This window comes from Micromonospora sp. SCSIO 07396 (assembly GCF_053667945.1).
In genome coordinates this window covers 3,193,656-3,219,854 of the sequence record NZ_CM132210.1, presented here as the reverse complement: position 1 = coordinate 3,219,854, position 26,199 = coordinate 3,193,656, and the positions used below count along the sequence as shown (strand labels likewise).

Below are 26,199 nucleotides of genomic sequence, written 5' to 3'. Positions count from 1 at the left end.
GGCCTGCCGCGCCCCGGCCGAAACGGGGTGGGTCAGCCGCAGACGTCGTTGCGGCAGCCCGGCTCGCTGATGATGGCGACGGTGGTCTCAAGCCGCTCGAGCTTGCGCACGACGACCTTGGCGGGCTTGCGCTTGACGTCGGTCTTACGGTCCACGGGTCCTCCAACGAAATGGGAGAAACGGCGCGGCGGGGGTCGCTCACGCCGCAATCATTAGAGCACCGTCATTGGTTCGCCACAATGTTTCCGACGGCCTGATCGGACAGTTTCCGTCGGCCTGAATCTCTTTCCGGACAGGCCCACCGAAAATCGGACGCCGAAACCCGGCCCAACAGCGCCAGGAGGTTCGAAGCCGCCTATTCGGACGGAACATCGCAAGCGGCCTGAACCAAATATGGGGCAGTGCCAGTTGGTAAAGGGTGATCGGTGGAATTGACACGTACCGGTGTGCTTTTGGTCCGGTCCGCCACCTTGTGCGCCGGCGGCGGGATCAGCCTTCGCGCTCCGGGTAGCCGACCGGCACGGCGGACACGTCGTCCAGCGCCGTGGTGATCTCCTCCGGCAGGGTCATCCGTTCCACCTGCAACGCGCCGAGCAGTTGCCCCACCGTACGGGCGCCCAGGACCGGCGCGGTCACCCCCGGCCGGTCCCTGATCCAGGCCAGCGCCACCTCCAGCGGCGACACGCCCAACCCGCTGGCGGCGATGCTCACCGCCTCGACGATGCTGGAGCAGCGCGGCTCCAGGTAGGTGGCGACGAACGCCTCGAAGTGGGCCGAGGCCGCCCGCGAGTCCGCCGGGCGGCCGTTGCGGTACTTGCCGGTCAGCACCCCCCGCCCCAGCGGCGACCAGGGCAGCACGCCCAGACCCATCGCGGCGCAGGCCGGCAGCACCTCCCGCTCCACCCCCCGCTCCAGCAGCGAGTACTCCATCTGGGTGGCGACCACCGGCGCCCGCCCCGGCCAGGCCGCCTGCCAGGCGGCGGCACGGGCGGTCTGCCAGCCGGAGAAGTTCGACACCCCGACGTAGCGGACCCGGCCCGAGGCGACCGCGTGGTCCAGCGCGGCCAGCGTCTCCTCCAGCGGGGTGTCCGGGTCGTAGCCGTGCACCTGCCACAGGTCGACGTGGTCGGTGCCGAGCCGGCGCAGCGAGGCGTCCAGCGTGCGCAGCAGGTGCCCGCGTGAGCCGTCCCGCCGCCGGCCGCTGCCCGGCCGCAGCCCCGCCTTCGTGGCGATCAGCACGTCCTCGCGGGGGACCAGGGTGCCCAGCAGCGACCCGAGCACCGACTCGGCGTCGCCGTCGGCGAACACGTCGGCGGTGTCGACCAGGTTGCCGCCCGCGTCCAGGAAACTCTTCAGCTGGGCCGCCGCGTCGTCGGCGTCGGTGTCCCGGCCCCAGGTCATGGTGCCGAGCGCGAGCCGGGAAACCGCCAGCCCGCTTCGGCCGAGCGGTCGCTGTTGCATGGGTGAACCTTATTTCGAACGCGGCGCAACCGATATCCTTGCTGCCGGCATCTCTGCCTGTCGCGTCGCCGATCCGACCGTCACCGCCGTCCGCGACGCCACGGTGTGCACCGGACGCGCCGGTCCGGTCGCTGGCTGTCCACCCCGCCCCGGCGTCCGGGCGTCCGTGCTGCGGTGGCGAGCCGGTGGGCGGCGGGCCCCGGGGCATTGCGTAACCTGATGCGACCTGTGGTGCGGGATGGGGAGGATCAGTGCGACTCGGGCTCAGCCTCGGATATCAGACGGCGTGGAGTACGCCGGCGGACCACCTGGCGCTTGCCCAGGAGGCGGACCGCCTGGGCTACTCGGTGGTGTGGGCGGCGGAGGCGTACGGCTCGGACTCCCCGAGCATGCTCGCCTGGATGGCCGGGCAGACCGAACGGATCGACGTGGGCAGCGCGGTGATGCAGATCCCCGCCCGTACCCCGGCGATGACCGCGATGACCGCCGCCACCATCGACACCCTCTCCGGCGGCCGGTTCCGGCTCGGCCTGGGCGTCTCCGGCCCGCAGGTCTCCGAGGGCTGGCACGGCGTCCGGTTCGGCAAGCCGCTCGCCCGCACCCGCGAGTACGTCGACATCGTCAAGCTGGCGGTGGCCCGCAAGGAGGTCGCCTACGCCGGCGAGCACTACACCCTGCCGCTGCCCGACGGCCCCGGCAAGGCGCTGCGGCTGGGCTTCCACCCGCCGCGCGAGCACATCCCGATCTACCTGGCCGCCGTCGGCCCCAAGAACCTGGAACTGGCCGGCGAGATCGCCGACGGCTGGCTGGCCGTCTTCTACGCCCCCGAGTTCGCCGACGAGCAGCTCGCCTCGGTCAGCGCCGGCCGGGCCAGGGCCGGCAAGGAGCTGGCCGGCTTCGACGTGGTGCCCTCGGTGCCCGTGGTGGTCGGCGACGACGTGGCCGCCTGCGCCGAGCTGGTCCGCTGGTACGCCGCCCTCTACGTCGGCGGGATGGGCAGCCGGCAGCAGAACTTCTACAACCAGCTCGCCACCCGGATGGGCTACGCCGACGCCGCCCGTCAGGTGCAGGATCTCTACCTGGCCCGGCAGCAGCGCGACGCGGCGGCGGCGGTGCCGATGGAGTTCATCGACCGCACCTCGCTGCTCGGCCCCAAGGAACGCATCGCCGAGCGGATGCGGGAGTACGCGGCCGCCGGGGTGACCACCCTGTCGGTCACCCTGTTCGTGGCCGACCGGGACAGCGGCGTGCAGACCCTGCGCACCGTCGCCGAGGCCCTCGACCTCTCGGGAGTCGGCGAGTGACCTGGGTCGAGGCCATCGTCCTGGGCATCGTCCAGGGGCTCACCGAGTTCCTTCCGGTGAGCTCGTCGGGGCATCTGCGGATCACCTCGGCGATCTTCTTCGACCGGGACGCCGGCGCGTCCTTCACCGCGGTCACCCAGCTGGGCACCGAGGCGGCCGTGCTCATCTACTTCGCCAAGGACATCTGGCGGATCACCAGGACCTGGCTGATGGGGCTGTGGGACCGCTCGGTGCGTTCCAGCCTCGACTACCGGATGGGCTGGTACGTGATCGTCGGCTCGATCCCGATCGGGCTGTTCGGGTTCCTGTTCAAGGACCAGATCCGTACCGCCGGGCGCAACCTGTGGGTGGTCTCCACCACGCTCATCGTGTTCGCCTTCGTGCTGGCCTTCGCCGAGTACTGGGGGCGGCAGAGCCGCACCCTGGTGAACTTCCGGATGCGCGACGGCATCGTGATGGGCTTCGCCCAGGCGATGGCGCTGGTCCCCGGGGTGTCCCGCTCCGGCGGCACGCTCACCGCCGGCCTGCTGCTCAACCTGACCCGGGAGGCCGCCGCCCGGTACTCGTTCCTGCTGGCCATCCCGGCGGTGGTGATGTCCGGCATCTTCAGCGTCGGGGACGTCTTCGAGCCGGCCGCCCCGGGCACCTCGGTGCCCTCGGTGGCGCAGATGGTGGTCGCCACGATCATCGCGTTCGGCATCGGCTACGCGGCCATCGCCTGGCTGCTGCGCTACGTGGCGCACCACACCCTGTACGTCTTCGTGCTCTACCGGGTGGCGCTCGGCACCCTGGTGCTGGCGCTGCTGCTCACCGGCACGATCAGCGCCACCTGACAGTGTCGGCCCACGGCCCCCGACACCACCGCCGGTGTCGGGGGCCGGTTGCGGTCCGGCTGCCCCTAGGGTGGGGGCGTGGCGACCCTTCTGCTTCTGCGACACGGCCGGACGACCGCGAACGCCGACGGCGGGCTGGCCGGCCGCCAGCCGGTCGAGCTGGACGACACCGGGCGGGCCCAGGCCGGCGCGGTCGGCCAGCGGCTGCGCGGCCTGCCGCTTTCGGCGGTGGTGACCAGCCCGCTGATCCGCTGCCGGCAGACCCTGGAGCTGGCCCTTCCGCAGGCCACCCCGGTGGTCGAGGACGGGCTCATCGAGTGCGGCTACGGTGCCTGGGAGGGACAGCCGCTGAAGAAGCTGGCCAAGGAGAAGCTCTGGCCGGTGGTGCAGCAGCACCCCAGCGCCGCGGTCTTCCCCGACGGTGAGTCGATGGCGCAGATGTCGGCCCGCGCGGTCGCCGCGGTACGCGCCTGGGACGCCCGGGTCACCGCCGAACACGGGCCGGAGGCGGTCTGGCTGGCGTGCAGCCACGGCGATGTGATCAAGGCCATCGTCGCCGACGCCCTCGGGGTGCACCTCGACCTGTTCCAACGCATCGTCGCCGACCCGGCCTCGGTCACCGCGATCCGCTACACCCCGCTGCGGCCGTTCCTGGTCCGGCTCAACGACACCGGCGGTGACCTGGCCTCCCTGGTGCCGCCGCCGGCCAAGCGGCGGCGTCGGGCGACCCGGCCGGCCGACTCCGACGCGGCCGTCGGCGGGGGTGCGGGGGCCACCGGCTGAGCCGGCCCACCGGGGGCGGTCGCCGCCGGGCACGGGTCGCGCCGTTTCGCCCTCGGCTGATTCGGCGTCGGTGCCTTGCGCGACCGTTCCACGCTCCGGATAGGGTCGTGGGTATGACCCACCAGGTGCACGCCTTCGAGCCGCCCGAGCGGTTCGTCGCCGGGACCGTCGGGCCGCCCGGGGAGCGCACGTTCTTCCTCCAGGCCCGCGGTGGCGGCCGGCTGGTCAGCGTCGCGCTGGAGAAGGTACAGGTCTCCCTGCTCGCCGAGAAGCTGGAGGAGCTGCTCTCCGAGGCGCAGCGCCGCTTCGGCGTCGAGCTGCCGGAGTCCCCGGTGTCCGTCGGCGACAACGACCCGCTGGACAATCCGGTCGACGAGGAGTTCCGGGTCGGCACCCTCGGGCTGGCGTTCGACGTGGACTCCGCCACCGTGGTGATCGAGGCGATCGCCGCCGGTGAGGCGGAGGCCGAGGTCGAGCTGGGCGACGACGAGGCCGACGAGGACGACGACGAGGAACCGGACGAGGACCTCGACCGGCTGCGGGTTCGGCTGACCCCCGAGGCGACCCGCGAGTTCATCGAACGGGCCCGCCGGGTGGTCAACGCCGGCCGCCCGCCCTGCCCACTGTGCGGCCAGCCGCTCGACCCGGCCGGGCACCTCTGCCCCCGGCACAACGGCTACCACCGGTGACGTCGTCGGAGGTGCGGCGTCAGGACGCCGACGCCGCGCTCCGGCTGCTGTGCGACGGTGCGCTGGAGCTGGAGGGTCGACTGGTCGACGCCTCCAACACCACCCTGCGGGCGATCCTGACCCTCGACGGCCGTACCGCCAGGTGCGTCTACAAGCCGGTGCGCGGCGAGCGCCCGCTCTGGGACTTCCCCGACGGCACCCTCGCCGGCCGGGAGGTCTGCGCCTACCTGGTCTCCCGGGCCACCGGCTGGGATCTGGTCCCGCCGACGGTGCTGCGCGACGGGCCGCTGGGGCCCGGGTCGTGCCAGCTCTGGATCGACGAACCGGACGACGCCGAGCCGCTTGTCGGTTTCGTGCCGGCCGAGGCGGTGCCGCCGCGCTGGTTCCCGGTGGCCGCCGCCCGCGACGACGACGGCGCGGCGTACGCGCTGGCCCACGCCGACGACCCCCGGCTGGCCCGGCTGGCCGTGCTGGACGCGGTCATCAACAACGCCGACCGCAAGGGCGGGCACGTGCTGGCCGGTGCGGACGACCGGATCTACGGGGTGGACCACGGGGTCTGCTTCCACGTCGAGGAGAAGCTGCGGACCGTGCTGTGGGGCTGGGCCGGCCGGCAGCTCCCACCGGACGCGGTGCAGGTGCTCGACACCCTCGACCGGCAGCTCACCGGCGAGCTGGGGGAGGAGCTGGCGGAGCACCTGACCCTCGGCGAGGTGGCCGAGGTGGCCGCCCGGGTGCGGCGGCTGCGCGACACCGGCCGGTACCCGCTGCCGCCGCAGGAGTGGCCGGCGATGCCGTGGCCGCCGATCTGAGCCGTTGTCGTGTTGATCACCCGGGCGGTTCCTCCCGGCGGCCGGGCGGCTCGTTAGGCTGGCGGTCATGGAGTCTTGGGCGGGACACGAGGTGCCACGGCTGCCGGGTGACGGCGGGCCCCTGAGCTTGTACGACTCGGCGCGGCGCGGTCTCCACCCGAGCCGGCCCGCCGGCCCCGCCACCATGTACGTCTGCGGCATCACCCCGTACGACGCGACCCACCTGGGGCACGCCGCCACCATGATCACTTTTGACCTGGTGCAGCGGATGTGGCGCGATGCCGGCCTGACCGTCCGGTACGTGCAGAACGTCACCGACATCGACGACCCGCTGCTGGAACGCGCCGAGCGCGACGGCGAGGACTGGAAGGTCCTGGCGATGCGGGAGACGGCGCTGTTCCGCGAGGACATGGAGGCGCTGCGGATCATCCCGCCGGCGCACTACGTGGGCGCGGTGGAGTCGATCCCGCAGATCGCCGACCGGGTGCAGGAGCTGCTCAAGGACGGTGCCGCGTACCGGCTCGACGACGGCACCGGCGACGTCTACTTCGACATCGCCGCCGCCCCGGCGTTCGGCTACGAGTCGAACCTGACCCGGGAGCAGATGCTGGAGATCTTCCCCGAGCGCGGTGGCGACCCGGATCGGGCCGGCAAGCGCGACCCGTTGGACCCGCTGCTGTGGCGCGGCGCCCGCGACGGCGAGCCGTCCTGGCCGGGCGGCGAGCTGGGTCCCGGCCGGCCCGGCTGGCACATCGAGTGCACGGTTATCGCGCTGAACCTGCTCGGCGACCGGCTCGACGTGCAGGGCGGCGGCAACGACCTGATCTTCCCGCACCACGAGTGTTCCGCCGCGCACGCCGAGCAGCTCACCGGCACGGCCCCCTTCGCCGACCACTACGTGCACGCCGGCATGATCGGGCTGGACGGCGAGAAGATGTCGAAGTCCAAGGGCAACCTGGTCTTCGTCTCCCGGCTGCGCGCCGACCAGGTCGACCCGATGGCGGTCCGGCTCGGCCTGATGTCCGGCCACTACCGCGACGACCGGGCCTGGACCGACGACGTGCTGACCGACGCTCAGCAGCGCCTGGACCGCTGGCGACGGGCCGCCGCCGCGCCGTCCGGGCCGTCCGGCACGGCCTTCCTCGCCGGGGTACGCGAGCGCCTCGGCGACGACCTGGACACCCCTGGCACACTCGCCCTGGCCGACCACTGGGCCGCGGCGGCGCTGTCCGGCACCGGCGACGACCCCCAGGCCCCGTCACTCTTCGCCGACACCATAAACGCCCTCCTCGGCATCCGCCTCTAACCCCCACCCACCCGCCACCCCCGGCCCCGCCCCCCGCCCCCCCGCCCCCCGCCCCGCCCGTCGATCATGGAGTTGTGGTGGGGGTTAAGCCCGGATATGCGACGTTTTCGGAGCCCCACAACTTCATGATCGACGCAGCGGACCTGGGTCTGGGTCTGGGCCGGGGCGTGGGGGTAAGGGGTTAGCGGGGGTGGGGGGTGGGTGGGCGTAGGGCGACCCGGGTTTGGGTCTGCACCACGCCGCAGCTCTTTTTGAGTCGACGCAGCAACGTGTCCAGGGCGGCGGTGTCCCGCAGCCGGGCCCGCAGCAGGTAGTCGTACGGCCCGGTCATGTGCACCGCGTCGACGATCTGCTCGATCGGGGCGATGGCGTCGACGAACGTCTCGTAGTCGGTCCCGACGTCGAGGCGTACGTCGATGAGCACCTCCAACCCGCCCCGGAGTTCCGGCGTCTCGTGGCCGGTGACGACGGTGTACCCGAGGATGACGCCGTCGGCTTCCAACCGGCGGACCCGGGCAGCGGTGGCGTTCGTGCTCAGGCCCACCCGTCGACCGATCTCACTGAACGAACACCTCGCATTTTCCTGGAGGATGCCGAGAATCTGCTCGTCCAGACGGTCCACACCAACAATCGTACGTCGGCACCGCTCATCTGTCGGTCGCACCCGGCGGGGTGCCCCAGACTCGGCGGATGGCTGATGGAATCGTGTTCCTGGCGGTCGCCGGGTTCGCCGCCGGACTGGGGGTGGCCATGCCACTGGGGGCGATCGGGGTGTTGATCGTCCGGGAGGGGATGCTGCGCGGCCACCGCAGTGGCCTGGCCGCCGCGTTCGGGGTCGCCACCGTCGACACCCTCTACTGCCTCGGCGCGCTGCTGACCGGGGCGGCGCTCGCGCCGGTGATCGCCTCGTGGGGGGACGCCCCCCGCTACCTGTCCGGGCTGGTGATCGTCGGGCTGGGCTGCCACCAACTGGCCACCCTGCGCCGCCCCCCGGCACGCCCCGGGGCCGGCCCCGACACCGCCGGAGCCGAGGGGAATTCCACCGGCAAGGCCGGTGCCGGGCGGAAACCCACCGGCGGGGCTGGTGCCGAGGGGGAGCTCACCGGTGGGGCCGGTGCCGAGCGGCACGGCACCGGCGGGGCCCGGCGGGACGGTAGCGGCGGCGGAGTCGAGCGGGACGGCACCGGCGGGCAACGTCCGGCCCGGACCGCGGCCGGACCGGTCTACGTCCGCTTCGTGCTCCTCACCGCGGTCAACCCGTTGACCCTGGTGTACTTCTTCGCCCTGGCCGGGACGGTGAACGCCGTGCCGGGCAGCTGGACGGGGCCCGGGGTGTTCGTCGTCGCCGCCGGGCTGGCCTCCCTGCTCTGGCAGACCGGGCTCGCCACGATCGGCGCGGCCCTCGGTGCCACCGTCCCCGTACGGGTCGCCGACCTGCTCGGGGTGGTCGCCTCCCTGATCGTCGTCGCGCTCGGAGCGACCGTCATCGTGGTCACCGCGCTCACCTGAGGCGCGGCCGACCCCCTTGCGCCCGGTGCCGTCCCGCCGGCCGTGCCGCCGCCGTTGTACGGTGCGGCCCAGCCCCTGTGCGGCCCAGCCCCTGTGCGAGGGCTGGACCGGGACGGGGCCGGACCGAGACAGGACCGGACCGGGACAGGACCGGACCGGGACGGGGGCCGGACCGGAGGGCGGGCGGTGCCCGGTCGGGCTCAGCCGAGGACCAGTCCGGGGTCGGGGTCGGGGTCCGGCGCGGGGGCGGGAACCTGGTACTCCTCGGTCAGCGTGGTCATCGGGCCGGGCCAGGTGGCCTGGGCGACCTCGATCGGCTTGCGGTGGGCGTCGTAGGCGACGTGCAGCAGGTGCAGCACCGGCGTGTCGGGGCGGATCTGGAGCGTCTCGGCCTCCTCCCGGCTGGGCTGGCGGGCGCTGATGGTGTCGGCGGCGGTGGTGTACCGCCGGCCGGTGGCTTCCTCGGCCTCCTGGTAGAGCGGTCGGCCGAACGCCTCGGCCCGCTCCAGGGAGGTGCCGGCGGTGTCCTTCGGCAGGAACCAGGACGCGCCCACCTCCACCGGGGACTCGTCGGTGCGTACCAGGTGTCGGCGGCAGAGCAGCTCGGTGCCGTCGGCGACCCCGAACGCGTCGGCCACCTCGGGTGGGGCGGGCGACCGACCGACCGAGACGAGCTGCTGGCGGTACCGCGCGGCGAGGTCGGCGTGGTAGCCGCGGAAACCACCGTAGCGGCCCCGGGAGAGCCGGTTGAGCCGCCGCCGGGTGCCCCGCACGTACGTACCGGAGCCGGGTTTGGTGATCAGGATGCCCTCGACCCGCAGCTGGTCGACGGCGCGTTGCACGGTCTGCTTTGCTACCCCGAACATCTCGGCGATGGCCGGGATGGACGGCAGTCGCTCGCCCGGCCCCCAGTCGCCCCGCCGCACCTGGGCCTTGAGCTGCGCGGCGATCTGCCGGTGCGGGAACTCGGCGGCTCCCGGGTTGATCTGCACGCCCGCCTCCTCCTGACAGCTAGGTTCCTAGGATGCCCTAGACGGGGTGACGACGCCACCCCGGACACGCCGAGGGCCCCGGACGCCACGACGCCCGGGGCCCTACGGGGACGACTACCAGGAACCGGCGGTGGGGCCGGCGGAACCGCCCCGGCGGCGCAGGTACTTCTCGAACTCCTGGGCGATCTCGTCACCGGTCAACGGGGTGATGCCCGCGTCGCCGACGCGTTCCTCCAGCTCCCGCACGTACTCGCCCAGCTCGGCGTCCTGCTCGGCGGCGCCACGCACCCGCTGCTCCCACTCGGCGGCCTCCTCGGCGAGGTCGGCCATCGGCACCGGCAGGTCGAGCACGTCCTCGACCCGGTGCAGCAGGGCCAGGGTCGCCTTGGGGCAGGGCGGGTTGTTGGCGTAGTGCGGCACGTGCACCCAGAACGACACCGCGTCGACCTCGGCCCGGGTGCAGGCGTCCTGGAGCACACCGACGATCCCGGTGGGCCCGTCGTAGCGGGTGGGGGTGAGCTGGTAACGCTGCGCGGCCTGGGCGTCGGAGGCGCTGCCGCTGATCGGCAACGGCCTGGTGTACGGCACGTCGGCCAGCAACGCGCCGAGCAGCACCACCCGTTCGACCTCCAGGCTGTGGCAGATCTCCAGCACCTGCTCGCAGAACGTGCGCCAGCGCATGCTCGGCTCGATGCCCCGGATCAGCACCACGTCGCGGTCGGTGCCCTCGGGGCTGGCCACCACGAACTTCGTGGTGGGCCACTCCACCCGGCGGGTCTCGCCGTCGGACATCGTGATCGTGGGGCGGCTGACCTGGAAGTCGTAGAACTCCTCCGGGTCGATCTCGGTGATCTGGCGGGCCTGCCAGACCTGTTCCAGGTGTTCCACGGCGGCGGTGGAGGCGTCCGCGGCGTCGTTCCAGCCCTCGAAGGCGGCGATCGCCACCGGGGACCGCAGCACCGGCAGCCCGTCGAACTCGGTCACGCCGTCACCTCGCCCCGCTCGTCGCCGACGGTGCCGGGGGTCGGCCCGGTCATCCGCCCGCCGTGCACGGTGGCGTCCCTGATGTCCTTCACGTCCGCAAGCCTACGTCCCGGCGCGGCGCGTGGCCCGTCGGCCGCGCCGGTCCGCCGATCCACCCGGCCCCGAACCGGTACGAACCGACCCGGTGAGCGGATCGACACATAGTGGGACGGGGTCGGGCGTCGACAATCGTCGGAATCCTCGCACTAACCTGAACCTGTGCGGACTTCGTTGCGGGATGTGCTGGCCGACCGGATCCTTATCGCCGACGGGGCGATGGGGACAATGCTGCAAGCAGCCGATCTGAGCCTCGACGACTTCGAAGGGCTGGAGGGCTGCAACGAGATCCTCAACGTGACCCGGCCCGACGTGGTGCGCGGCGTGCACGAGGAGTACCTGGCGGCCGGCGCGGACTGCGTCGAGACGAACACATTCGGCGCCAACCTCGCCAACCTCGCCGAGTACGACATCCCGCAGCGCATCCGGGAGCTGTCCGAGGCCGGCGCGCGGATCGCCCGGGAGGCCGCCGACGCGTACGCCACGGCGGAGCGCCCGCGGTTCGTGCTCGGCTCGATCGGCCCCGGCACCAAGCTGCCCACCCTCGGCCACGCCCCGTACGCGACGTTGCGCGACGCGTACCAGGAAAATGCCGCCGGACTGATCGCCGGTGGGTCGGACGCGCTGATCATCGAGACCTGCCAGGACCTGTTGCAGGTCAAGGCGGCCGTGGTCGGGTCGAAGCGGGCGATGGCCGAGCTGGGCCAGCAGGTACCGATCATCTGCCACGTGGCGGTGGAGACCACCGGCACCATGCTCGTGGGCAGCGAGATCGGGGCGGCGCTCGCGGCCATCGAGCCGCTCGGGGTGGACCTGATCGGGCTCAACTGCTCGACCGGCCCGGCCGAGATGGGCGAGCACCTGCGCTACCTGTCGCAGCACTCCCGGATCCCGCTGTCGGTGATGCCGAACGCCGGCCTGCCGGTGCTGACCGCCGACGGGGCGTACTTCCCGCTGACCCCGGTGGAGCTGGCCGACGCCCTCGAACGGTTCGTCGCCGACTACGGCGTGGGGCTGATCGGCGGCTGCTGCGGCACCACCCCGGAGCACATCCGGGCGTTGGCCGAGCGGCTGCACGGTGCGACCCCGGTGCCGCGCGAGCCCCGGCACGAGGCGGGCGTCTCGTCGATCTACCACCCGGTGCCGTTCGCCCAGGACGCCTCGGTGCTGATGGTGGGGGAGCGGACCAACGCCAACGGCTCCAAGGCGTTCCGCGAGTCGATGCTCGCCGCCGACTGGCAGGCGTGCGTGGAGGTGGCCCGCAGCCAGGCCCGCGACGGCTCGCACCTGCTGGACCTGTGTGTCGACTACGTCGGCCGGGACGGCACGCAGGACATGCGGGAGTTGGCCGGCCGGTTCGCCACCGCGTCCACCCTGCCGATCATGCTGGACTCCACCGAGCCGGCGGTGATCGAGGCCGGGTTGGAGATGCTCGGCGGGCGGTGCGTGGTCAACTCGGTCAACTTCGAGGACGGCGACGGCCCCGACTCCCGCTACGCGCGGGTGATGCCGGTGATCGCCGAACACGGTGCGGCCGTGGTGGCGCTGCTCATCGACGAGGAGGGTCAGGCCCGTACCCGGGAGTGGAAGGTCCGGGTGGCGGCCCGGCTGATCGACGACCTGACCGGGCGTTGGGGGATGGACCGGTCGGACATCCTCATCGACGCGCTGACCTTCCCGATCGCCACCGGCCAGGAGGAGACCCGCCGGGACGGCATCGAGACGATCGAGGCGATCCGGGAGATCGCCGCCCGCTACCCGGGGGTCAACTTCACCCTGGGCATCTCGAACGTCTCGTTCGGGCTCAACCCGGCGGCCCGGCAGGTGCTCAACTCGGTGTTCCTGCACGAGTGTGTGCAGGCCGGGCTGACCTCGGCGATCGTGCACGCCAGCAAGATCCTGCCGATGTCCAAGATCCCCGAGGCGCAGCGCGAGGTCGCCCTCGACCTGATCTACGACCGGCGGCGCGAGGGCTACGACCCGGTGCAGCGGTTCATCGAGGCGTTCGAGGGTGTCGACGCCGCGTCGGCGCGGGCCACCCGGGCCGAGGAACTGGCCGGGCTGCCGCTGGACGAGCGGCTCAAGCGGCGGATCATCGACGGCGAGCGCAACGGCCTGGAGGCCGACCTGGACGCCGCGATGGCGCAGGGCCGGTCCCCGCTGTCCATCATCAACGACATCCTGCTGGACGGGATGAAGGTCGTCGGCGAGCTGTTCGGCTCCGGGCAGATGCAGTTGCCGTTCGTACTCCAGTCCGCCGAGGTGATGAAGACGGCGGTGGCCTACCTGGAGCCGCACATGGAGGCCGTCGAGGACGGCGGCAAGGGCCGGATCGTGCTGGCCACCGTGCGCGGCGACGTGCACGACATCGGCAAGAACCTGGTCGACATCATCCTGTCCAACAACGGCTACGAGGTCGTCAACATCGGCATCAAGCAGCCGATCACCGCGATCCTCGACGCCGCCGAGGAGCACCGGGCCGACGCGATCGGCATGTCCGGGCTGCTGGTCAAGAGCACGGTCATCATGAAGGAGAACCTCGCCGAGATGGCGTCGCGCGGGGTCGCCGAGCGGTGGCCGGTGCTGCTGGGCGGGGCGGCGCTGACCCGGGCCTATGTGGAGGACGACCTGCGGGCGATGTTCCCCGGCCAGGTGCACTACGCGCGGGACGCCTTCGAGGGGTTGGCCCTGATGGACCGGGTGATGACCGCCAAGCGTGGCGGCGCACCCGTGATCGACCCGGAACGGGAGGCGGCCCTGGCGGCCCGACGGGCCCGCCGGGAGAAGCAGCGCGCCATGGTCACCGAGGCACTGCCGGAGCTGGACGACGCCTCGGTGCGCTCCGACGTGGCGACCGACGTGGCCGTGCCTACCCCGCCGTTCTTCGGCACCCGGGTGGTCAAGGGGGTGCCGCTGGCCGACTACGCGTCCCTGCTGGACGAGCGGGCCACCTTCCTCGGCCAGTGGGGGCTGCGCGGGTCGCGGGGCGGCCAGGGCCCGTCGTACGAGGAACTGGTGGAGACCGAGGGGCGGCCCCGGCTGCGGTACTGGTTGGACCGGCTCATCGCCGACCAGGTGTTGGAGGCGGCCGTGGTGTACGGCTACTTCCCGGCGTACTCCGAGGGCAACGACCTGGTGGTGCTGGATGAGAACGGCGCCAGCGAGCGGGCCCGGTTCTCGTTCCCCCGGCAGCGGCAGGAACGGCGGCTCTGCCTGGCCGACTTCTTCCGGCCCAAGGGCGACGGGCTCGACGTGGTGGCGTTGCAGCTGGTCACCGTCGGCCAGCCGATCAGCGAGTACACCGCGAAGATGTTCGCCGCCAACGAGTACCGCGACTACCTGGAGGTGCACGGGTTGTCCGTGCAGCTCACCGAGGCGCTCGCCGAGTACTGGCACCGGCGGATCCGCTCCGAGCTGACCCTGCCGGGCGGCGGCACGGTCGCCACCGGCGACCCGACCGACCTGGCCGGCCTGCTGCGCAACGACTACCGGGGCTGCCGGTACGCGTTCGGCTACCCGGCCTGCCCGGACCTGGAGGACCGGGCGAAGATGGTGGATCTGCTGGGGGCGGAGCGGATCGGCGTGCAGTTGTCGGAGGAGTTCCAGCTGGTGCCGGAGCAGGCCACCGACGCGATCGTGGTGCACCACCCGGAGGCCAACTACTTCAACGCCAAGTAATCATGACCACCGCAGGAGCGCTATCTTGCGGCGGAACGCCGTGCGCTCTTACGGCGGCGGTTCGGGCTCCCGAAGAGACTCCGATTTACTCGATCATGCCTTCGTCGGAGTGACCGGTCCGCGTCACTGATCAGCGATCTCGGTGGTCATGGCTTGGACCGACGCGGCGTTCTGCGTAAGCCAGTCGCCCAGTTTGGTTGTCGTCTCTTGAAAGTCGTCCACCAGTGACGTCAGGCCGGCCTCCGAGACGACGAGAACGATCGTGTGGCCTATGAAGCCTCCCACGGAGTTGCGCCATACGAGGGTACCCCTATTAACTCTGGATAATTGTGGATGACCAGCGTCGTCAAGGCTGCACTTGAACAATGGTGCATCGACGAACACGATCGGCTGGGCCAGCACGTGGATTTTTGATAGGGGTGGCGCGACGTCGGTCCGGGTAACTAGTGCGGCGCTTGCCTTGGCTGCTCCCAGCACGGCCGCATATGCCACGTCCTCGCGTTGTGATGACGAGAATGTGGCGCGTACCATACCGTAGCCGGGGTTTTCCTCTATCGCAAACAACGGGAGTTGCTGTATCGCGGCGTCATGGGCAAGAGTTCTCCACCAGTGACGCGTGGCAGGAGACCGGTGTCGCTGGTAGACCGAGGCCACCGGATGCAGCGGATCCCGGTCGCCGCAGAAGAGGATCCATGGTTTTTCGGGCGATCCTTTCGCTTCGATGCACAGGTTGAAATCGAACCACGTCTGCCCGTCTTCGGAATGCCAGGGCCTTGAGCGTGCAACGACATCAATTTCGCGTCGGACTCCGTGGTCGGGATCGAAATAAAAGTCGGACTGCGTGACGTGGGATACTCTCTGCAGAGCTTGCGCCAACCGCATCTCCAGGGGATAGCCTTGGCTTGTCAGCCAGGAGAGGATCTTCCTCTCCAATTCGGGTGACTGGAGAGTGCTCCGACTGTCATCGGCCGTCATGGAGCGACGCTACATCGAAATCAGTCGAGGGCACAATGGTAAATGTGTCGAACCGTGCTAACCCTCGGGATCGCGATCCGTCTGTGGTGCCATAGTTCGGTTGGGATGTCGCGATCAGTCGGCGGGGGAATGGTGAGGCTGTGGTCGTAGCCTCCGGCCGCTCATCGAGGTGGTAGCTGCCTGTTCATGGCCTGCTTGCCGGGGGCTGTTCGGCGACGAAGACGCCTACGCCCGGCAGGGTTTCGGTCATCCCCTTGATCCGTAGCACCTGCATCGCCCGGTCGATCACGGGCTCGGTGACCCCGTAGTGCTCGATCAACTCTCGTCGGCTGGGTAGCTTGCCGCCCGGCGGGAACTCGCCGGCGGCGATGCGTTCGGCGAGGTCGTCGGCGATCTGCTCGTAGCGGTAGCGCGGTGGCACGTGGTTCCCCTCGGTTGGCAACACGAGTAGACCACCTATGTCCGCCCTTGACTACCCAACGGTACCTATGGGAGGTTGCTTGGGAGGTCGATTCCTTCGGTTGGCACTGTGGGCCGTCCTCGCCGGCGTGGATGCGCGGTGCCTCTCGTGACCGGGCATCCACGCCTTCAGAAGCTGCAGCTAGAGGAGGTCGGGGTGCTCACCACCAGCGATCCGATGCGCCGGGTCCTGGCGTACGTGAATGGGTGAACCGACGAGGCGCGTCTCGTACGACGGGTATGTCGCGGCGGTGGCGTTGACGCTCGCCCGCCGGCACCGGCCGGCCTTTTCCTGGCGGCGCTGGCGGTGGGTCTGCCGCTGCGGTGCTGACCTGCCCTGCTCCAGCCGGCACCGCATCCCGATCAACCGTGGCCACTGGCCCGATCGCGACGATCCCCGGTGACGAACCATCACCCGGTCCCGCCGGCCTGGACCTGCGGCGGCTGCGGCACCGACTGGCCCTGTGGGCCGGCTCGCCGGCAGCTACTGGCCGAGTACCGGGACGCCCGGGTGGCCCTCGCGCTGTACCTGGCTGCCCAGCTCGTCGCCGCCGGCCGGGACCTTGCCGTGCTTCCCGCCGGCCGGCTGCACCACCGCTTTCTCGGTTGGACCCGATGAGCATCCTGCGACGCGGCGACGAGAAGTACCACTACAGCGACGGTTCGCACCGGTGGGTCCCGCCGGACCCGGACTACGACCAGGAGATGTGGAACGAGGAGGTCCGCCAGCACAAGGAGGGCCATCTCCGGAACGAGCATCCGAAGGTACGTCTCCAGCGCCTGGTCTGAGGCGGCACTCGGGAGAGGCGACACGGCCGCGCGCCGGTCAGGTCGTCTCGTCGTACGTCCGTCGGGCGGCCTCGATCGCGGGCAGGTGCCGCCCGGCCCAGTCGAGCAGGACGTCGACCGGGTGCCGGAGCGTCTTGCCCAGCGGGGTGATGCGGTACTCGACGGCGACCGGCCGTGACGACAGGACGTGGCGGGCGACGATGCCGTTGCGTTCGAGTCGGCGCAGGGTGGCGCTCAGTGACTTCTGGGACACGGCGGGGATGGCGTGGCGCAGCTCGTTGAACCGGCAGGGCCGTTCGCAGAGCTGGTTGAGCACCTCCAACGACCACTTGTCGAGCACCTGGTCCAGCAGCTCGCGGTGCGGCGGGGTGATCTGGAGGGCTTCCGACGGCAGGGGTGTGGTTTCCGGCATGACACCTAGTCTCGTTGAAGTGTCCTCGGAGCACCAGGTATCCATGAGATACCAACGAGGGAGGAACTCAGATGGGTGTTCAGCTTTTCTCCGCGCCGGGCATGATGCAGCCCGTTCCCTACCACCACGTCGCGGTCGCGTCGGGGTCGCGCCACGTCCACGTGGCCGGACAGATCAGCCGCGACGAGGCCGGCCGGCCGGTCGCCGTCGGCGACCTGCGGGGCCAGGTCGCCCAGGCGCTGCGCAACACGGGGTACGGGCTGGCCGGTGCCGGCGCGGGCTTCGCCGACGTCGTGCGCCTGACGTTCTACGTGACGAACTGGTCGCCGGAGCGGATCGGTGACTTCATGGCCGGGGTGGCGGATGTCGCGGGGGAACTCGGCCTGCCGCAGCCGTTGCCGCCGTCGTCGCTCATCGGCGTCGACTATCTCTTCGAGCCCGACGTTCTCGTCGAGGTCGAGGCGACGGCGATCCTGGACTGAGGTCCCGGCCCGGCACTACCTGTATCGGCGATCCAGCGGTATCCGAGCGGTCCGATACCGCTGGATCGCCGATATTGCGCCCGTCAGGCCAGGCCAGGCCGGGCTGGCGCGGGCTCAGCGGCCCTGGGTGAGGAAGCCCTCCAGGGCGAGGGTGGCCGCGCCGAGGCTGACCGGGTTTCCGGCGACGGGGGAGCGGACGATCCCGGTGGCGGCGAGCGGGCGGCGCAGCGCGTGCTGGGCGACCACGGCGCGGACCTCGTCGCGCAGCCGGTCACCGAGCCGGTCGGCGACCCAGCTGCTGAGCACGATGACCTCCGGGTTGAGCAGGTTGACCAGGTCGGCGACGGCGACGCCGAGGTAGCGGGCGGTCTCGGCGACCACCTTCGCGGCGGTGGGGTCGTCGGCGGCCAGTGCGGCGGCGAGGGCGTCGAGGGTGGCGGTCTGGTCCTCGGGGTGCAGCAGCGGGCTGGTCGGGGCAAGGTCGCGCAGGGTCTGCATGATGCCGGGCGCGCCGACGTACGCCTCGACGCAGCCCCGGCTGCCGCACCGGCACAGCCGGCCGTCGAGGACCAGGGTGGTGTGCCCCCACTCCCCGGCGCTGTTGCTGCTGCCCCGGTAGAGGGTGCCGCCGAAGGCGAGGCCCGCGCCGACGCCGGTGCCCAGGTTGATCACGGCGACGTCGTCGCGGCCCCGGGCGGCCCCGGCCCACAGTTCGGCGAGCACCGCCGCGCGCAGCGGGTTGTCCAGGTGCAGCGGCAGCGGCAGGTGGTCGGCGAGCAGGTCCCGCAGCGGTACGTCGTGCCAGTTCCAGTTGGGCGCGAACACCGACACGCCGCCCTCCCGGTCGACCTGGCCGGGGACGCTGACCCCGACGCCGAGCACCCGGGCCCCGGTGCCGGCCAGGACGGTGTCGATGCCGCTGACGATGTGCCGGACCACCTGGTGGGGGCGGCGTTCCAGGGGGCGTAGCGCCTCCTCGGCTCCGGCCAGCCGGGTCAGCGTGGTGTCGAAGAGGTCGACGTGCACGTACGTCTCGGCGACGTCGACGCCGACGAGCAGGCCGCCGTGCGGGTCGGCGGCGACCAGGCCGCGCGGTCGCCCGCCACCGGAGTCCTCCTGGCCGGCCTCGGTGAGCAGCCCGAGGTCGGTGAGTTCGGCGACCAGGGTGGCGACGGTGCCGAGGCTGAGCCCGGTGTCTACGGCGAGGCGTTGCCGGCTGGTGGTGCCGGCGGCGACGACCTGCTGGACGACGGTGAGCCGGTTGGCGGAACGGATGTCGCGTGAGGTCCGGGCCATGGGGCTTATCGCAACACTTACGAAAACCGTTGGCAATAGTGCAGGATGACAACCATCGATTTATAGAGAGAGGTGTGTCGATGGGACGTCTCCGCTACGGCGCCCTGGCGGCGGTGCTCTGCGTGCTCGGCGGCCTGCTGGTCGCCGTACCGGCGCGGGCCAACGCCGCCGGGCCGGTCCCGCACTATCTGATGACCGCGTTCACCAACAGCAGCGAATCCAACATGTACGTCTACGACTCGGCCGACGCCAGCCGGTTTACCCTCCAGCGGGCCAACGCCTACACCCCGCCGTCCGGGCTGGTCCGCGACCCGAGCGTCATCCGGCACACCGACGGCTACTACTACCTCGTCTACACCACCGGCTGGACCGGCAACACCATCGGCATCGCCCGCAGCAGCGACTACCTGACCTGGACGTTCCAGCGCAACGTCACCATCGGCGTCGCGCCGGCCAACGGCAGCACCTGGGCCCCCGAGTGGTTCGTCGACAGCGACGGCAGCGTGCACATCGTCGTCTCCGTATCGCAGACCGGCACCGCCGGGCAGTTCCAGCCGTACCGGATCACCGCGACGAACGCCGCACTGTCGGCGTGGAGCGCACCGGCGGCGCTCGCCGGCATCGGCACCAACCACATCGACAGCTTCATCGTCAAGGTCGGCAGCACCTACCACAACTTCATGAAGAACGAGACCACCAAGTACATCGAGCACGCCACCGCCCCCGCGCTGACCGGCCCGTGGAGCTGGGTCGGCACCGGCAACTGGGCCGGCTGGGGCTCCGGCCTGGAGGGTCCCGCCCTGGTCCGGCTGCCCGACAACCGCTGGCGCATCTATTTCGACCAGTACGGCGCCGGCCGCTACTACTCCGCCGACAGCAGCGACCTGTACGGCTTCACCGGCAAGACCGAACTGGCCGGGCTGTCCGGCACGGTGCGGCACTTCACCGTGCTGCGGGAGAGCGTCGGGGACAACTCCGCACCGCCCACCGGCAGCCGCTCGCTGCGCTCGGCGAACTTCCCCGACCGCTACGTCCGTCACCGTGACAACGTCGCCCGCATCGACGTGCTGAGCAGCGGCAGCGCGCTGGCTGACCGGCAGGACGCCACCTTCCAGATCGTCGCCGGGCTCGCCAACGCCTCCTGCTACTCGTTCCGCGCGGTCAATGGCTCCTACCTGCGGCACTGGGACTTCACGATGCGGCTCGCCGGCAACGACGGCAGCGCCGTCTTCGCCGGGGACGCCACCTTCTGCAGCCGTACCGGGCTGGCCGGGGGTGGCAGCTACTCGTTCGAGTCGTGGAACCACCCCGGCCGCTACCTGCGCCACTACGACTACGTGCTGCGGGTCGACCCGTACGCCGCCGGCAGCACCTTCGCCGGCGACGCCTCGTTCACCCTCACCACGCCGCTGGCCTGAGCGGTCCGACGCGCCGGCCGGCGGACGTGCCGCACGCCCACCGGCCGGCGCGGGCCCATCGGGTGGCGCGGGCTCTTCGGCCGGCCGGGCTCAGCGGGTGGCGCGGGCTCAGCGGGTGGCCGGCAGGCCGAACGTCCGGAACAGCGTGCCGTCCAGGAACGACACGAGCTGGGCGATCCGGCCGTCGCGCACCGTCAGCACCGTGATCGACCACGGCAGGTACGGGCCGGAGTCGCCCGCGCGCAGGTAGTTGGCCACCGCCGGCTGGCCGTTGGCCGCCACCGGCACGTGCCGCCACCTGCCACAACTGCCCAACGGTATCGCCCGCGCGAAGTCCAGCACCGCGGCGCGGCCGGCGTACCAGTTCGGCAGGGGTGGCATCGACCAGGTGACGTCCTCGGTGAGCAGGGCCACCAGGGCATCGGCGTCGCCGTTCTCCAGCGCGGCGGCATAGCCGGCGGCGACCGCGCGCAGCCGGGCGTCGCCGAGCGTGCGCAGGGTCTGCTGCTGGCTGCGGGCCGGCACCCGCTCGGCGACGACCCGGCGGGCCCGCGCCAGCGCCGAGTTGACCGAGCCGGTGGAGGTGCCCATCATGGCGGCGATCTCGGCGGCGGTGAAGCCGAGCACGTCGAACAGCAGCAGCGCGGCGCGCTGGTTGCCGGGCAGGTGTTGCAGCGCGGTGACGAACGCCAGCTCGACGGCCTCGCGCTGCTCGTAGCGGGCCTCCGGGGCGGCGGGGCCGGCGGCCAGGGCGGCGTCGGGGTAGGGACCGAGCCACCGGACGTGGTCGGCGGCGACGCTGCCCGGCACGGCGTGCTCGCTGGCCGGCCCCAGGTCGACGGGCAACGCCCGCCGCCCCCGGCCGGTGGCCAGGTCCAGGCAGGTGCGGGTGGCGACGGTGTAGAGCCAGGTCCGCAGGGAGCTGCGCCCCTCGAACCGGGGCAGCGAGCGCCAGGCCCGCAGCAGGGCCTCCTGCAGCGCGTCGTCGGCGTCGTGCGGGGAACCGAGCATCCGGTAGCAGTGCGCGTGCAGTTCCGGCCGCAACGGCGCGACCAGCGCGGTGAACGCGGCGTCGTCCCCGCCCCGGGCCCGGGTCAGCGTCGCGGCATGGTCGTCGGCCGTGATCTCGGCAAGAATCCTGCTCACGACCGACGATTCTGCCCCACGCTGGGAGTCTGCATCGGGTAGGAGCCGCACGTCACGACCCGGAGGACCCGACCATGAGTAGTTCCACGACCGTTCCGGTGACCACCGCCACCCTGGCCGTCCCCGACGGGACCCTGCACTTCGAGGTACGCGGCCAGGGTCCCCTGGTAGCGCTGGTCGCCGCCCCGATGGACGCCCGTGCGTTCGCCCCGCTGGCCGACCTGCTCGCCACCGACCACACCGTGCTCACCACCGACCCGCGCGGTATCCGCCGCAGCCGGCTGCACGACCCGCAGCAGGACTCCACGCCCGAACTGCGCGCCGACGACCTGGCCCGGCTGCTGGCCCACCTCGACGCCGGCCCGGCGACGGTGCTCGGGTCCAGCGGCGGCGCGGTCACCGTGCTGGCGCTCGCCCAGGGGCATCCGCAGGTGGCGCACACCGTGATCGCCCACGAGCCGCCGCTGGTGCTGCTGCTCGACGACCGCGACGAACTCCTGGCCCGGGAGGACGACATGATCGCCACCTACCGGCGGGGGGACCGGCTGGGCGCCTGGCGGAAGTTCCTCGCCACCGCCAACATCGTCATGCCCGAGGAGATGGTCCAGGGCATGTTCGGCCACGAGCCGGACCCGCAGGACGCCGCCGACGAGCGCTACCAGTACCTGCACACGCTGCGCGGCACGACCCGCTACCAGCCGGACGTCACCGCCCTGCGCGCCGGCCCGACCCGGGTGCTGGTCGGCCTCGGTGAGGAGTCGGCCGGAGAGCTGTGCGACCGCAGCTCCCGTGCGCTGGCCGCCGCGCTGGGCGTGCCGCCCACCATGTTCCCCGGCGGGCACATCGGCTTCACCGACGACCCGGCCGGCTTCGCCGTCCGGCTGCGGGAGGTCATCGCCGGGTGACGGTGGGGTGACGGCGGGCGGCCGGGGTGGTCCGGGTAGGGGGACGGTCGCGGTGGCGGCGACCGATGCGCGACAGCCGGCGGAGCACGGGCGTTCCGCCGGTCCTGACCCCGGGGTCAGTGGGGGAGGAGCCTACGTGGGACGGGGGCTTGAAATCCTATCGATTCGATAGGAAACTGGTCCGGTGCTGCTCGTCCGGCTGTTCACCTCCCGCCGGGTCGTCGACCTGATGCGGGTCGCCGCCCAGCGGTGTCCCGGGCCGTCCCCCGCCGCCTGACCCGCTGCGGTCGCCGCATCGCGCTGCCGACCGCCGCCGCCGCCGGCAGGGACGATTCCGTAGGCCCGCGCGGCGTCCGCCGTGCCGCCGTGACCCTTCGACCCCCGTGCGGGAGCCCCTGCGATGACCGACTCCGACCATCGTCCACCGCCGGTCGAGGCCGACGCCGACACCCTACGTACGCTGCTGCGCCACCAGGCCAGCACGGTCGTGGTGGTCACCGCCCCCGGTGCCCCGGCGGTCGGCTTCACCGCGACCTCGTTCACCTCGGTGTCGCTGGCCCCGCCGATCGTCTCGTTCTGCCTGAACCTCGGGGCGTCGAGCTGGCCCACGGTGGCCCGCAGCCGGCACGTGGCGGTGCACCTGCTCGCCCACCACCAGCAGGACCTGGCGCGTACGTTCGCGACCAGCGGCATCGACCGGTTCGCCGCGCCGACCCGGTGGCAGGCCGGGCCGGAGGGGGTGCCGATCCTCGACGATACCCTGGCCTGGCTGCTCTGCCGGGTGGTCGAGCGGGTGCCGGTCGGCGACCACGCGATCGTGCTCGCCGAGCCGGAGCTGATCCGGCACGCCGACGTGGGGTCGCCGTTGCTCTACCACCGGGGCCGCTACACCGGCCTGGCCGGCGGCCCGGAGGGCGTCACCCGCCGTCCCGCCGCCTGACGGACGCAATCTATGTAAATCCTATAGCCTTAGTAGGTATTGCGTCAACGGATCGACACCCCTCGGTGCGATAGCCGACATCCGTCCCGTGTTCCGTTGACACCTCCGGCACCCCGAGGTGGACTCGACCCATGTCCAGCGAGCTGCGGCTGACGATCCGCGGCCACATCGACTTCGGTCGGGTGTGGTCGAGTTCCTGTCTGGCCTGACCCGGCACCCACACCCGGACCCGACGCGCCACCCCGGCCCGTCGAGGTGGGGCTCACCGCCGAGCTGACCGCCGCACCCTTCCCGACACCGCACCGGCCCGCGCCCCGCGCCCGGCCGGGTGTCGGCGTACCCGATCGCCTGCCTGGACAGGAGAACCCGCCATGCCCGTCCGCCCCCTGCGGACCCTTGCCGTCGCCGCCGTGCTCGCCCTCGCCGGCTGCGCCACCGCCACCACCCCGGCCGCCGAGGCCGCCGGGCGACCCCGCCCCGGCGGCGCGCTCACCTGGGCCGTCGAGACCGAACCGATCACCCTCAACCCGCACCAGTACGCGCAGGCCAAGGCCCGCCTGCTGGTCTGGAACAGCTTCGAGTCACTGCTCACCTACGATGCGCAGGGCCGACCCGTGCCCTGGCTGGCGACCGGCTGGCAGATCACCCCCGACGGCCTGACCTACACCCTCCCGCTGCGCACCGGAGTGACCTTCACCGACGGCACCCCGTTCGACGCCGCCGCCGTCAAGGCCAACCTCGACAAACTCCGCGAACCCGGGTACGCCCCCGCCGTCGCCGCCGTGCAACTGCGCCACCTCAAGGCCGTCGAGGTCGTCGACCCGCACACCGTACGGCTCACCCTGACCGCCCCCGACGTGCTCATCCTCGACTTCCTCGCCTCCCCGCAGGGCGCCCAGGTGTCCCCGAGGTCGCTGCGGGAGGCCAGGAACCTCAAGGCCGGCGGCGTCGACGTCGTCGGCACCGGACCGTTCGTGCTCGACCGCTACGTCCCTGGTCAGGAACTGCACTACCGGCGCAACCCCGGCTACGACTGGGCCCCGCCCACCGCCACCCACACCGGCCCCGCCCACCTCGACGAGATCACCTACCGGTTCCTCAAAGAGTCCGCGGTCCGGGTCGGTGCCCTCACCGCACAGCAGGTGCAGCTCATCGAGGGGGTGCCCGCCACCGACCAGCCACTGATCACCGGCAACCCGCGGCTGCGGCTGACCCGCGAGCTGAACTCCGGCTCCGCCTACACGTACTACCTGAACGTCTCCCACGCACCGTTCGACGACCTGCGGGTCCGGCAGGCGTTCCGGGAGGCCCTCGACGTCGACACCGTGCTGGCCTCGGTCTACCGGGACACCGCGACCCGGGCGTGGAGCGTGGTCAGCCCGTCCAGCCCGCTCTACGACAAGCGGCTGGAGGGCAGCTACGGCGGGGACGCCGCCAAGGCCAACCGCCTGCTCGACCAGGCCGGCTGGACCGGCCGCGACGCCGACGGCTACCGCACCCGCGGCGGCCGGCGGCTCACCGTACGGCTGGTGCAGGCCGCCCCGTACGTGCGCGACCGCCGCGACGTGCTCGCCCAGGCCGTGCAGGCGGCGGTGAAACAGAGCGCCGGCATCGACCTGAAGGTCTCCGTGGTCGACCAGGGCACCGCCCGGCAGGCGTTCGACCGCAACGAGTACGAGGTCTTCGACAACTCCCGCGCCGACACCGACGCCGGGGCGGCGCTGAACCTGCTGCTGCACTCCGCCGGCGGCATCAACCGCACCCGGGTCGCCGACCCGCAGCTCGACCGGCTCCTGGAGGCCGGGCAGGCCGCCACCGACCCCGCGCGGCGGGCCGAGAGCTACGCCGCCCTGCAACAGCGGGTCGTCGCCGGGCAGGCGCTCGCCCTGCCGCTCTACGCCCCGGCCGACCAGATCGCCGCCAGCACCGCCGTCGGCGGGGTGCGGTTCGAGCCCACCGCCGGGGTGCCGGCCAGCGCGTACGACCTGTGGATCGCGCGGTGAGCCTGCTGCGGGCGGTGGCCCGTCGGGTCGCCGCCGGACTCGTCGTGCTGTGGGCCGCCGCCACCACCGCCTACCTGGCACTGCTGGCCGCGCCCGGGAACACCGTGGACAGCATCGTGGGCGACGGCGCGGACACCCCGCAGATCCGGGCCCAGATCATCACCGAGTGGGGTCTGGACCGGCCGCCGGCCGTGCAGTACCTCGACTACCTGTGGCGGTTGGCCGGGGGTGACCTGGGCCGCTCCTACCTGCTGCAACGCCCGGTCGCCGAGGTCATCGGCGAGCAGCTCGCCCCTACCGCGACGCTCGCCGTCGCTGCCGCCGGCCTCGGGGTGCTGCTGGCCGTGGTGGTGGCGGTCGGCACCACAGGCCGTCGCCGGCGGTGGCCGCGCCGGGTCAGCTCCGCAGCCGAGCTGCTGCTGGTCTCGACCCCGCCGTTCCTCATCGGCATCGTGCTGCTCAGCGTGCTCTCCTTCCGGTACGGGCTGTTCCCCGTCGCCGGCGACCGGGGGCCCGCCGCCCTGGCGCTGCCGGCGCTCACCCTCGCCCTGCCCATCGCCGGCCTGCTCGCCCAGGTGCTCCGCGACGGCCTGGACCGGGCGCTGGACGAGCCGTTCGTGCTGACCGCCCGTGCCCGGGGGACACGGGAACGGACGGTGCTGCTGCGCCACGCCCTGCGGCACGCGCTGCTGCCGGCGGTCACCCTCGCCGGTTGGCTGTTCGGCGTCTTGCTCGGCGGCGCGGTCATCGTCGAGCAGGTGTTCGGCCGCCCCGGCCTCGGCCAGGTCACCCTGAGCGCGGTGACCAGCAAGGACATGCCGGTGGTGCTGGCCGTGGTGACGCTCTCCGCCGCCGTCTACGTGCTGGTCAACACCGCCGCCGACCTGACCTGCCTGCTCGTCGACCCGCGCCTGCGAAGGAGCTGAC

Annotated in this window: 26 protein-coding genes; 16 read left to right on the top strand and 10 right to left on the bottom strand. The window is 72.1% G+C overall.

Going from position 1 to position 26,199, the window contains the following annotated elements; translation table 11 throughout:
* Nucleotides 1-32: 32 nt before the first annotated feature.
* On the bottom strand, nucleotides 33-155 hold the full coding sequence (locus tag ACWCHM_RS13790; RefSeq protein WP_255470009.1) for a hypothetical protein: 123 nt from the start codon (nucleotides 153-155) through the stop codon (nucleotides 33-35).
* A gap of 334 nt (nucleotides 156-489) precedes the next feature.
* Entirely contained in the window at nucleotides 490-1,461 is a 972-nt protein-coding gene (locus ACWCHM_RS13785) for an aldo/keto reductase (RefSeq protein ID WP_454222665.1), read from the bottom strand.
* 251 nt (nucleotides 1,462-1,712) lie between these two features.
* Here ACWCHM_RS13785 and ACWCHM_RS13780 point away from each other — a divergent pair, with 251 nt between their 5' ends.
* The 6 genes from ACWCHM_RS13780 (at nucleotide 1,713) to mshC (ending at nucleotide 7,188) form a co-directional block, all read left to right on the top strand.
* Nucleotides 1,713-2,765, top strand: a complete 1,053-nt coding sequence (locus ACWCHM_RS13780) for an LLM class F420-dependent oxidoreductase (RefSeq protein WP_204960257.1) — start codon at nucleotides 1,713-1,715, stop codon at nucleotides 2,763-2,765.
* Complete coding sequence (locus tag ACWCHM_RS13775; protein ID WP_204960256.1) at nucleotides 2,762-3,598, top strand: undecaprenyl-diphosphate phosphatase; 837 nt, start codon at nucleotides 2,762-2,764, stop codon at nucleotides 3,596-3,598. The genes ACWCHM_RS13780 and ACWCHM_RS13775 overlap by 4 nt, the downstream gene beginning before the upstream one ends.
* A gap of 78 nt (nucleotides 3,599-3,676) precedes the next feature.
* Nucleotides 3,677-4,381 (top strand): histidine phosphatase family protein, encoded by a 705-nt coding sequence (locus ACWCHM_RS13770; protein WP_204960255.1) that lies wholly within the window; start codon nucleotides 3,677-3,679, stop codon nucleotides 4,379-4,381.
* 113 nt (nucleotides 4,382-4,494) lie between these two features.
* The gene (locus tag ACWCHM_RS13765) at nucleotides 4,495-5,070 is read left to right on the top strand and encodes a DUF3090 domain-containing protein (RefSeq protein WP_204960254.1); all 576 of its coding nucleotides are present in this window, start codon (nucleotides 4,495-4,497) and stop codon (nucleotides 5,068-5,070) included.
* Nucleotides 5,067-5,882, top strand: a complete 816-nt coding sequence (locus ACWCHM_RS13760) for an SCO1664 family protein (protein ID WP_281898076.1) — start codon at nucleotides 5,067-5,069, stop codon at nucleotides 5,880-5,882. Before ACWCHM_RS13765 ends, ACWCHM_RS13760 begins: the two co-directional genes overlap by 4 nt.
* Nucleotides 5,883-5,949: 67 nt before the next feature.
* A complete protein-coding gene (mshC, locus tag ACWCHM_RS13755; RefSeq protein WP_454222664.1) occupies nucleotides 5,950-7,188 on the top strand; it encodes a cysteine--1-D-myo-inosityl 2-amino-2-deoxy-alpha-D-glucopyranoside ligase in 1,239 nt (412 codons plus the stop codon).
* A 181-nt stretch (nucleotides 7,189-7,369) separates the two neighbouring features.
* Here mshC and ACWCHM_RS13750 read toward each other — a convergent pair whose 3' ends face one another.
* Nucleotides 7,370-7,810: an Lrp/AsnC family transcriptional regulator gene (locus ACWCHM_RS13750; RefSeq protein WP_454222663.1), complete on the bottom strand. Its 441-nt coding sequence runs from the start codon at nucleotides 7,808-7,810 to the stop codon at nucleotides 7,370-7,372.
* A 68-nt stretch (nucleotides 7,811-7,878) separates the two neighbouring features.
* On the opposite strand from ACWCHM_RS13750, the gene ACWCHM_RS13745 reads away from it, so the two are divergent.
* Nucleotides 7,879-8,697, top strand: a complete 819-nt coding sequence (locus ACWCHM_RS13745) for a LysE family transporter (RefSeq protein ID WP_454222662.1) — start codon at nucleotides 7,879-7,881, stop codon at nucleotides 8,695-8,697.
* A gap of 200 nt (nucleotides 8,698-8,897) precedes the next feature.
* Here the strand turns inward: ACWCHM_RS13745 and ACWCHM_RS13740 are convergent, their stop codons facing one another.
* Together ACWCHM_RS13740 and ACWCHM_RS13735 are read right to left on the bottom strand one after the other, a co-directional pair.
* A complete protein-coding gene (locus ACWCHM_RS13740; protein WP_204960249.1) occupies nucleotides 8,898-9,689 on the bottom strand; it encodes a GntR family transcriptional regulator in 792 nt (263 codons plus the stop codon).
* A gap of 114 nt (nucleotides 9,690-9,803) precedes the next feature.
* Nucleotides 9,804-10,673: a PAC2 family protein gene (locus ACWCHM_RS13735; RefSeq protein ID WP_204960248.1), complete on the bottom strand. Its 870-nt coding sequence runs from the start codon at nucleotides 10,671-10,673 to the stop codon at nucleotides 9,804-9,806.
* A gap of 270 nt (nucleotides 10,674-10,943) precedes the next feature.
* Between ACWCHM_RS13735 and metH the strand changes: the two genes are divergently transcribed.
* Complete coding sequence (metH, locus tag ACWCHM_RS13730) at nucleotides 10,944-14,447, top strand: methionine synthase (RefSeq protein ID WP_454223078.1); 3,504 nt, start codon at nucleotides 10,944-10,946, stop codon at nucleotides 14,445-14,447.
* Nucleotides 14,448-14,570: 123 nt separating this feature from the next.
* Here metH and ACWCHM_RS13725 read toward each other — a convergent pair whose 3' ends face one another.
* Both ACWCHM_RS13725 and ACWCHM_RS13720 read right to left on the bottom strand, forming a co-directional pair.
* Nucleotides 14,571-15,422, bottom strand: a complete 852-nt coding sequence (locus ACWCHM_RS13725; RefSeq protein WP_454222661.1) for a hypothetical protein — start codon at nucleotides 15,420-15,422, stop codon at nucleotides 14,571-14,573.
* Between the two features lie 184 nt (nucleotides 15,423-15,606).
* Entirely contained in the window at nucleotides 15,607-15,843 is a 237-nt protein-coding gene (locus tag ACWCHM_RS13720) for a winged helix-turn-helix domain-containing protein (RefSeq protein WP_454222660.1), read from the bottom strand.
* 438 nt (nucleotides 15,844-16,281) lie between these two features.
* On the opposite strand from ACWCHM_RS13720, the gene ACWCHM_RS13715 reads away from it, so the two are divergent.
* Both ACWCHM_RS13715 and ACWCHM_RS13710 read left to right on the top strand, forming a co-directional pair.
* Nucleotides 16,282-16,500: a flavin reductase gene (locus tag ACWCHM_RS13715; RefSeq protein WP_454222659.1), complete on the top strand. Its 219-nt coding sequence runs from the start codon at nucleotides 16,282-16,284 to the stop codon at nucleotides 16,498-16,500.
* The gene (locus tag ACWCHM_RS13710; protein WP_454222658.1) at nucleotides 16,497-16,670 is read left to right on the top strand and encodes a hypothetical protein; all 174 of its coding nucleotides are present in this window, start codon (nucleotides 16,497-16,499) and stop codon (nucleotides 16,668-16,670) included. The genes ACWCHM_RS13715 and ACWCHM_RS13710 overlap by 4 nt, the downstream gene beginning before the upstream one ends.
* Before the next feature lie 37 nt (nucleotides 16,671-16,707).
* On the opposite strand, the gene ACWCHM_RS13705 is transcribed toward ACWCHM_RS13710, so the two are convergent.
* Nucleotides 16,708-17,082, bottom strand: a complete 375-nt coding sequence (locus tag ACWCHM_RS13705) for a winged helix-turn-helix transcriptional regulator (protein ID WP_454222657.1) — start codon at nucleotides 17,080-17,082, stop codon at nucleotides 16,708-16,710.
* 71 nt (nucleotides 17,083-17,153) lie between these two features.
* Between ACWCHM_RS13705 and ACWCHM_RS13700 the strand changes: the two genes are divergently transcribed.
* Nucleotides 17,154-17,564 carry a RidA family protein gene (locus ACWCHM_RS13700; RefSeq protein WP_421488532.1) on the top strand — a complete coding sequence of 137 codons (411 nt, stop codon included), beginning with the start codon at nucleotides 17,154-17,156 and terminating at the stop codon, nucleotides 17,562-17,564.
* Between the two features lie 114 nt (nucleotides 17,565-17,678).
* On the opposite strand, the gene ACWCHM_RS13695 is transcribed toward ACWCHM_RS13700, so the two are convergent.
* Entirely contained in the window at nucleotides 17,679-18,860 is a 1,182-nt protein-coding gene (locus ACWCHM_RS13695; RefSeq protein ID WP_204960243.1) for an ROK family protein, read from the bottom strand.
* 80 nt (nucleotides 18,861-18,940) lie between these two features.
* Between ACWCHM_RS13695 and ACWCHM_RS13690 the strand changes: the two genes are divergently transcribed.
* On the top strand, nucleotides 18,941-20,278 hold the full coding sequence (locus ACWCHM_RS13690) for a glycoside hydrolase family 43 protein (protein WP_454222656.1): 1,338 nt from the start codon (nucleotides 18,941-18,943) through the stop codon (nucleotides 20,276-20,278).
* Nucleotides 20,279-20,386: 108 nt separating this feature from the next.
* Here the strand turns inward: ACWCHM_RS13690 and ACWCHM_RS13685 are convergent, their stop codons facing one another.
* Nucleotides 20,387-21,424 carry a sigma-70 family RNA polymerase sigma factor gene (locus ACWCHM_RS13685; RefSeq protein ID WP_454222655.1) on the bottom strand — a complete coding sequence of 346 codons (1,038 nt, stop codon included), beginning with the start codon at nucleotides 21,422-21,424 and terminating at the stop codon, nucleotides 20,387-20,389.
* A 74-nt stretch (nucleotides 21,425-21,498) separates the two neighbouring features.
* Here ACWCHM_RS13685 and ACWCHM_RS13680 point away from each other — a divergent pair, with 74 nt between their 5' ends.
* From ACWCHM_RS13680 to ACWCHM_RS13665, 4 genes are all read left to right on the top strand, one after another.
* Nucleotides 21,499-22,329 (top strand): alpha/beta fold hydrolase, encoded by an 831-nt coding sequence (locus ACWCHM_RS13680; RefSeq protein WP_281898056.1) that lies wholly within the window; start codon nucleotides 21,499-21,501, stop codon nucleotides 22,327-22,329.
* 400 nt (nucleotides 22,330-22,729) lie between these two features.
* On the top strand, nucleotides 22,730-23,269 hold the full coding sequence (locus ACWCHM_RS13675; protein WP_204960240.1) for a flavin reductase family protein: 540 nt from the start codon (nucleotides 22,730-22,732) through the stop codon (nucleotides 23,267-23,269).
* A gap of 371 nt (nucleotides 23,270-23,640) precedes the next feature.
* A complete protein-coding gene (locus tag ACWCHM_RS13670) occupies nucleotides 23,641-25,272 on the top strand; it encodes an ABC transporter substrate-binding protein (protein WP_454222652.1) in 1,632 nt (543 codons plus the stop codon).
* A complete protein-coding gene (locus ACWCHM_RS13665; protein ID WP_281898052.1) occupies nucleotides 25,269-26,198 on the top strand; it encodes an ABC transporter permease in 930 nt (309 codons plus the stop codon). Before ACWCHM_RS13670 ends, ACWCHM_RS13665 begins: the two co-directional genes overlap by 4 nt.
* Nucleotide 26,199 lies beyond the last annotated feature (1 nt).

Coding starts and splice junctions, on each gene's coding strand:
- ACWCHM_RS13785 (WP_454222665.1), bottom strand. CDS start 1,461: ATGCAACAGCGACCGCTCGGCCGAAGCGGGCTGGCGGTTTCCCGGCTC.
- ACWCHM_RS13765 (WP_204960254.1), top strand. CDS start 4,495: ATGACCCACCAGGTGCACGCCTTCGAGCCGCCCGAGCGGTTCGTCGCC.
- mshC (WP_454222664.1), top strand. CDS start 5,950: ATGGAGTCTTGGGCGGGACACGAGGTGCCACGGCTGCCGGGTGACGGC.
- ACWCHM_RS13745 (WP_454222662.1), top strand. CDS start 7,879: ATGGCTGATGGAATCGTGTTCCTGGCGGTCGCCGGGTTCGCCGCCGGA.
- ACWCHM_RS13725 (WP_454222661.1), bottom strand. CDS start 15,422: ATGACGGCCGATGACAGTCGGAGCACTCTCCAGTCACCCGAATTGGAG.
- ACWCHM_RS13710 (WP_454222658.1), top strand. CDS start 16,497: ATGAGCATCCTGCGACGCGGCGACGAGAAGTACCACTACAGCGACGGT.
- ACWCHM_RS13705 (WP_454222657.1), bottom strand. CDS start 17,082: ATGCCGGAAACCACACCCCTGCCGTCGGAAGCCCTCCAGATCACCCCG.
- ACWCHM_RS13700 (WP_421488532.1), top strand. CDS start 17,154: ATGGGTGTTCAGCTTTTCTCCGCGCCGGGCATGATGCAGCCCGTTCCC.
- ACWCHM_RS13695 (WP_204960243.1), bottom strand. CDS start 18,860: ATGGCCCGGACCTCACGCGACATCCGTTCCGCCAACCGGCTCACCGTC.
- ACWCHM_RS13690 (WP_454222656.1), top strand. CDS start 18,941: ATGGGACGTCTCCGCTACGGCGCCCTGGCGGCGGTGCTCTGCGTGCTC.
- ACWCHM_RS13680 (WP_281898056.1), top strand. CDS start 21,499: ATGAGTAGTTCCACGACCGTTCCGGTGACCACCGCCACCCTGGCCGTC.
- ACWCHM_RS13675 (WP_204960240.1), top strand. CDS start 22,730: ATGACCGACTCCGACCATCGTCCACCGCCGGTCGAGGCCGACGCCGAC.
- ACWCHM_RS13670 (WP_454222652.1), top strand. CDS start 23,641: ATGCCCGTCCGCCCCCTGCGGACCCTTGCCGTCGCCGCCGTGCTCGCC.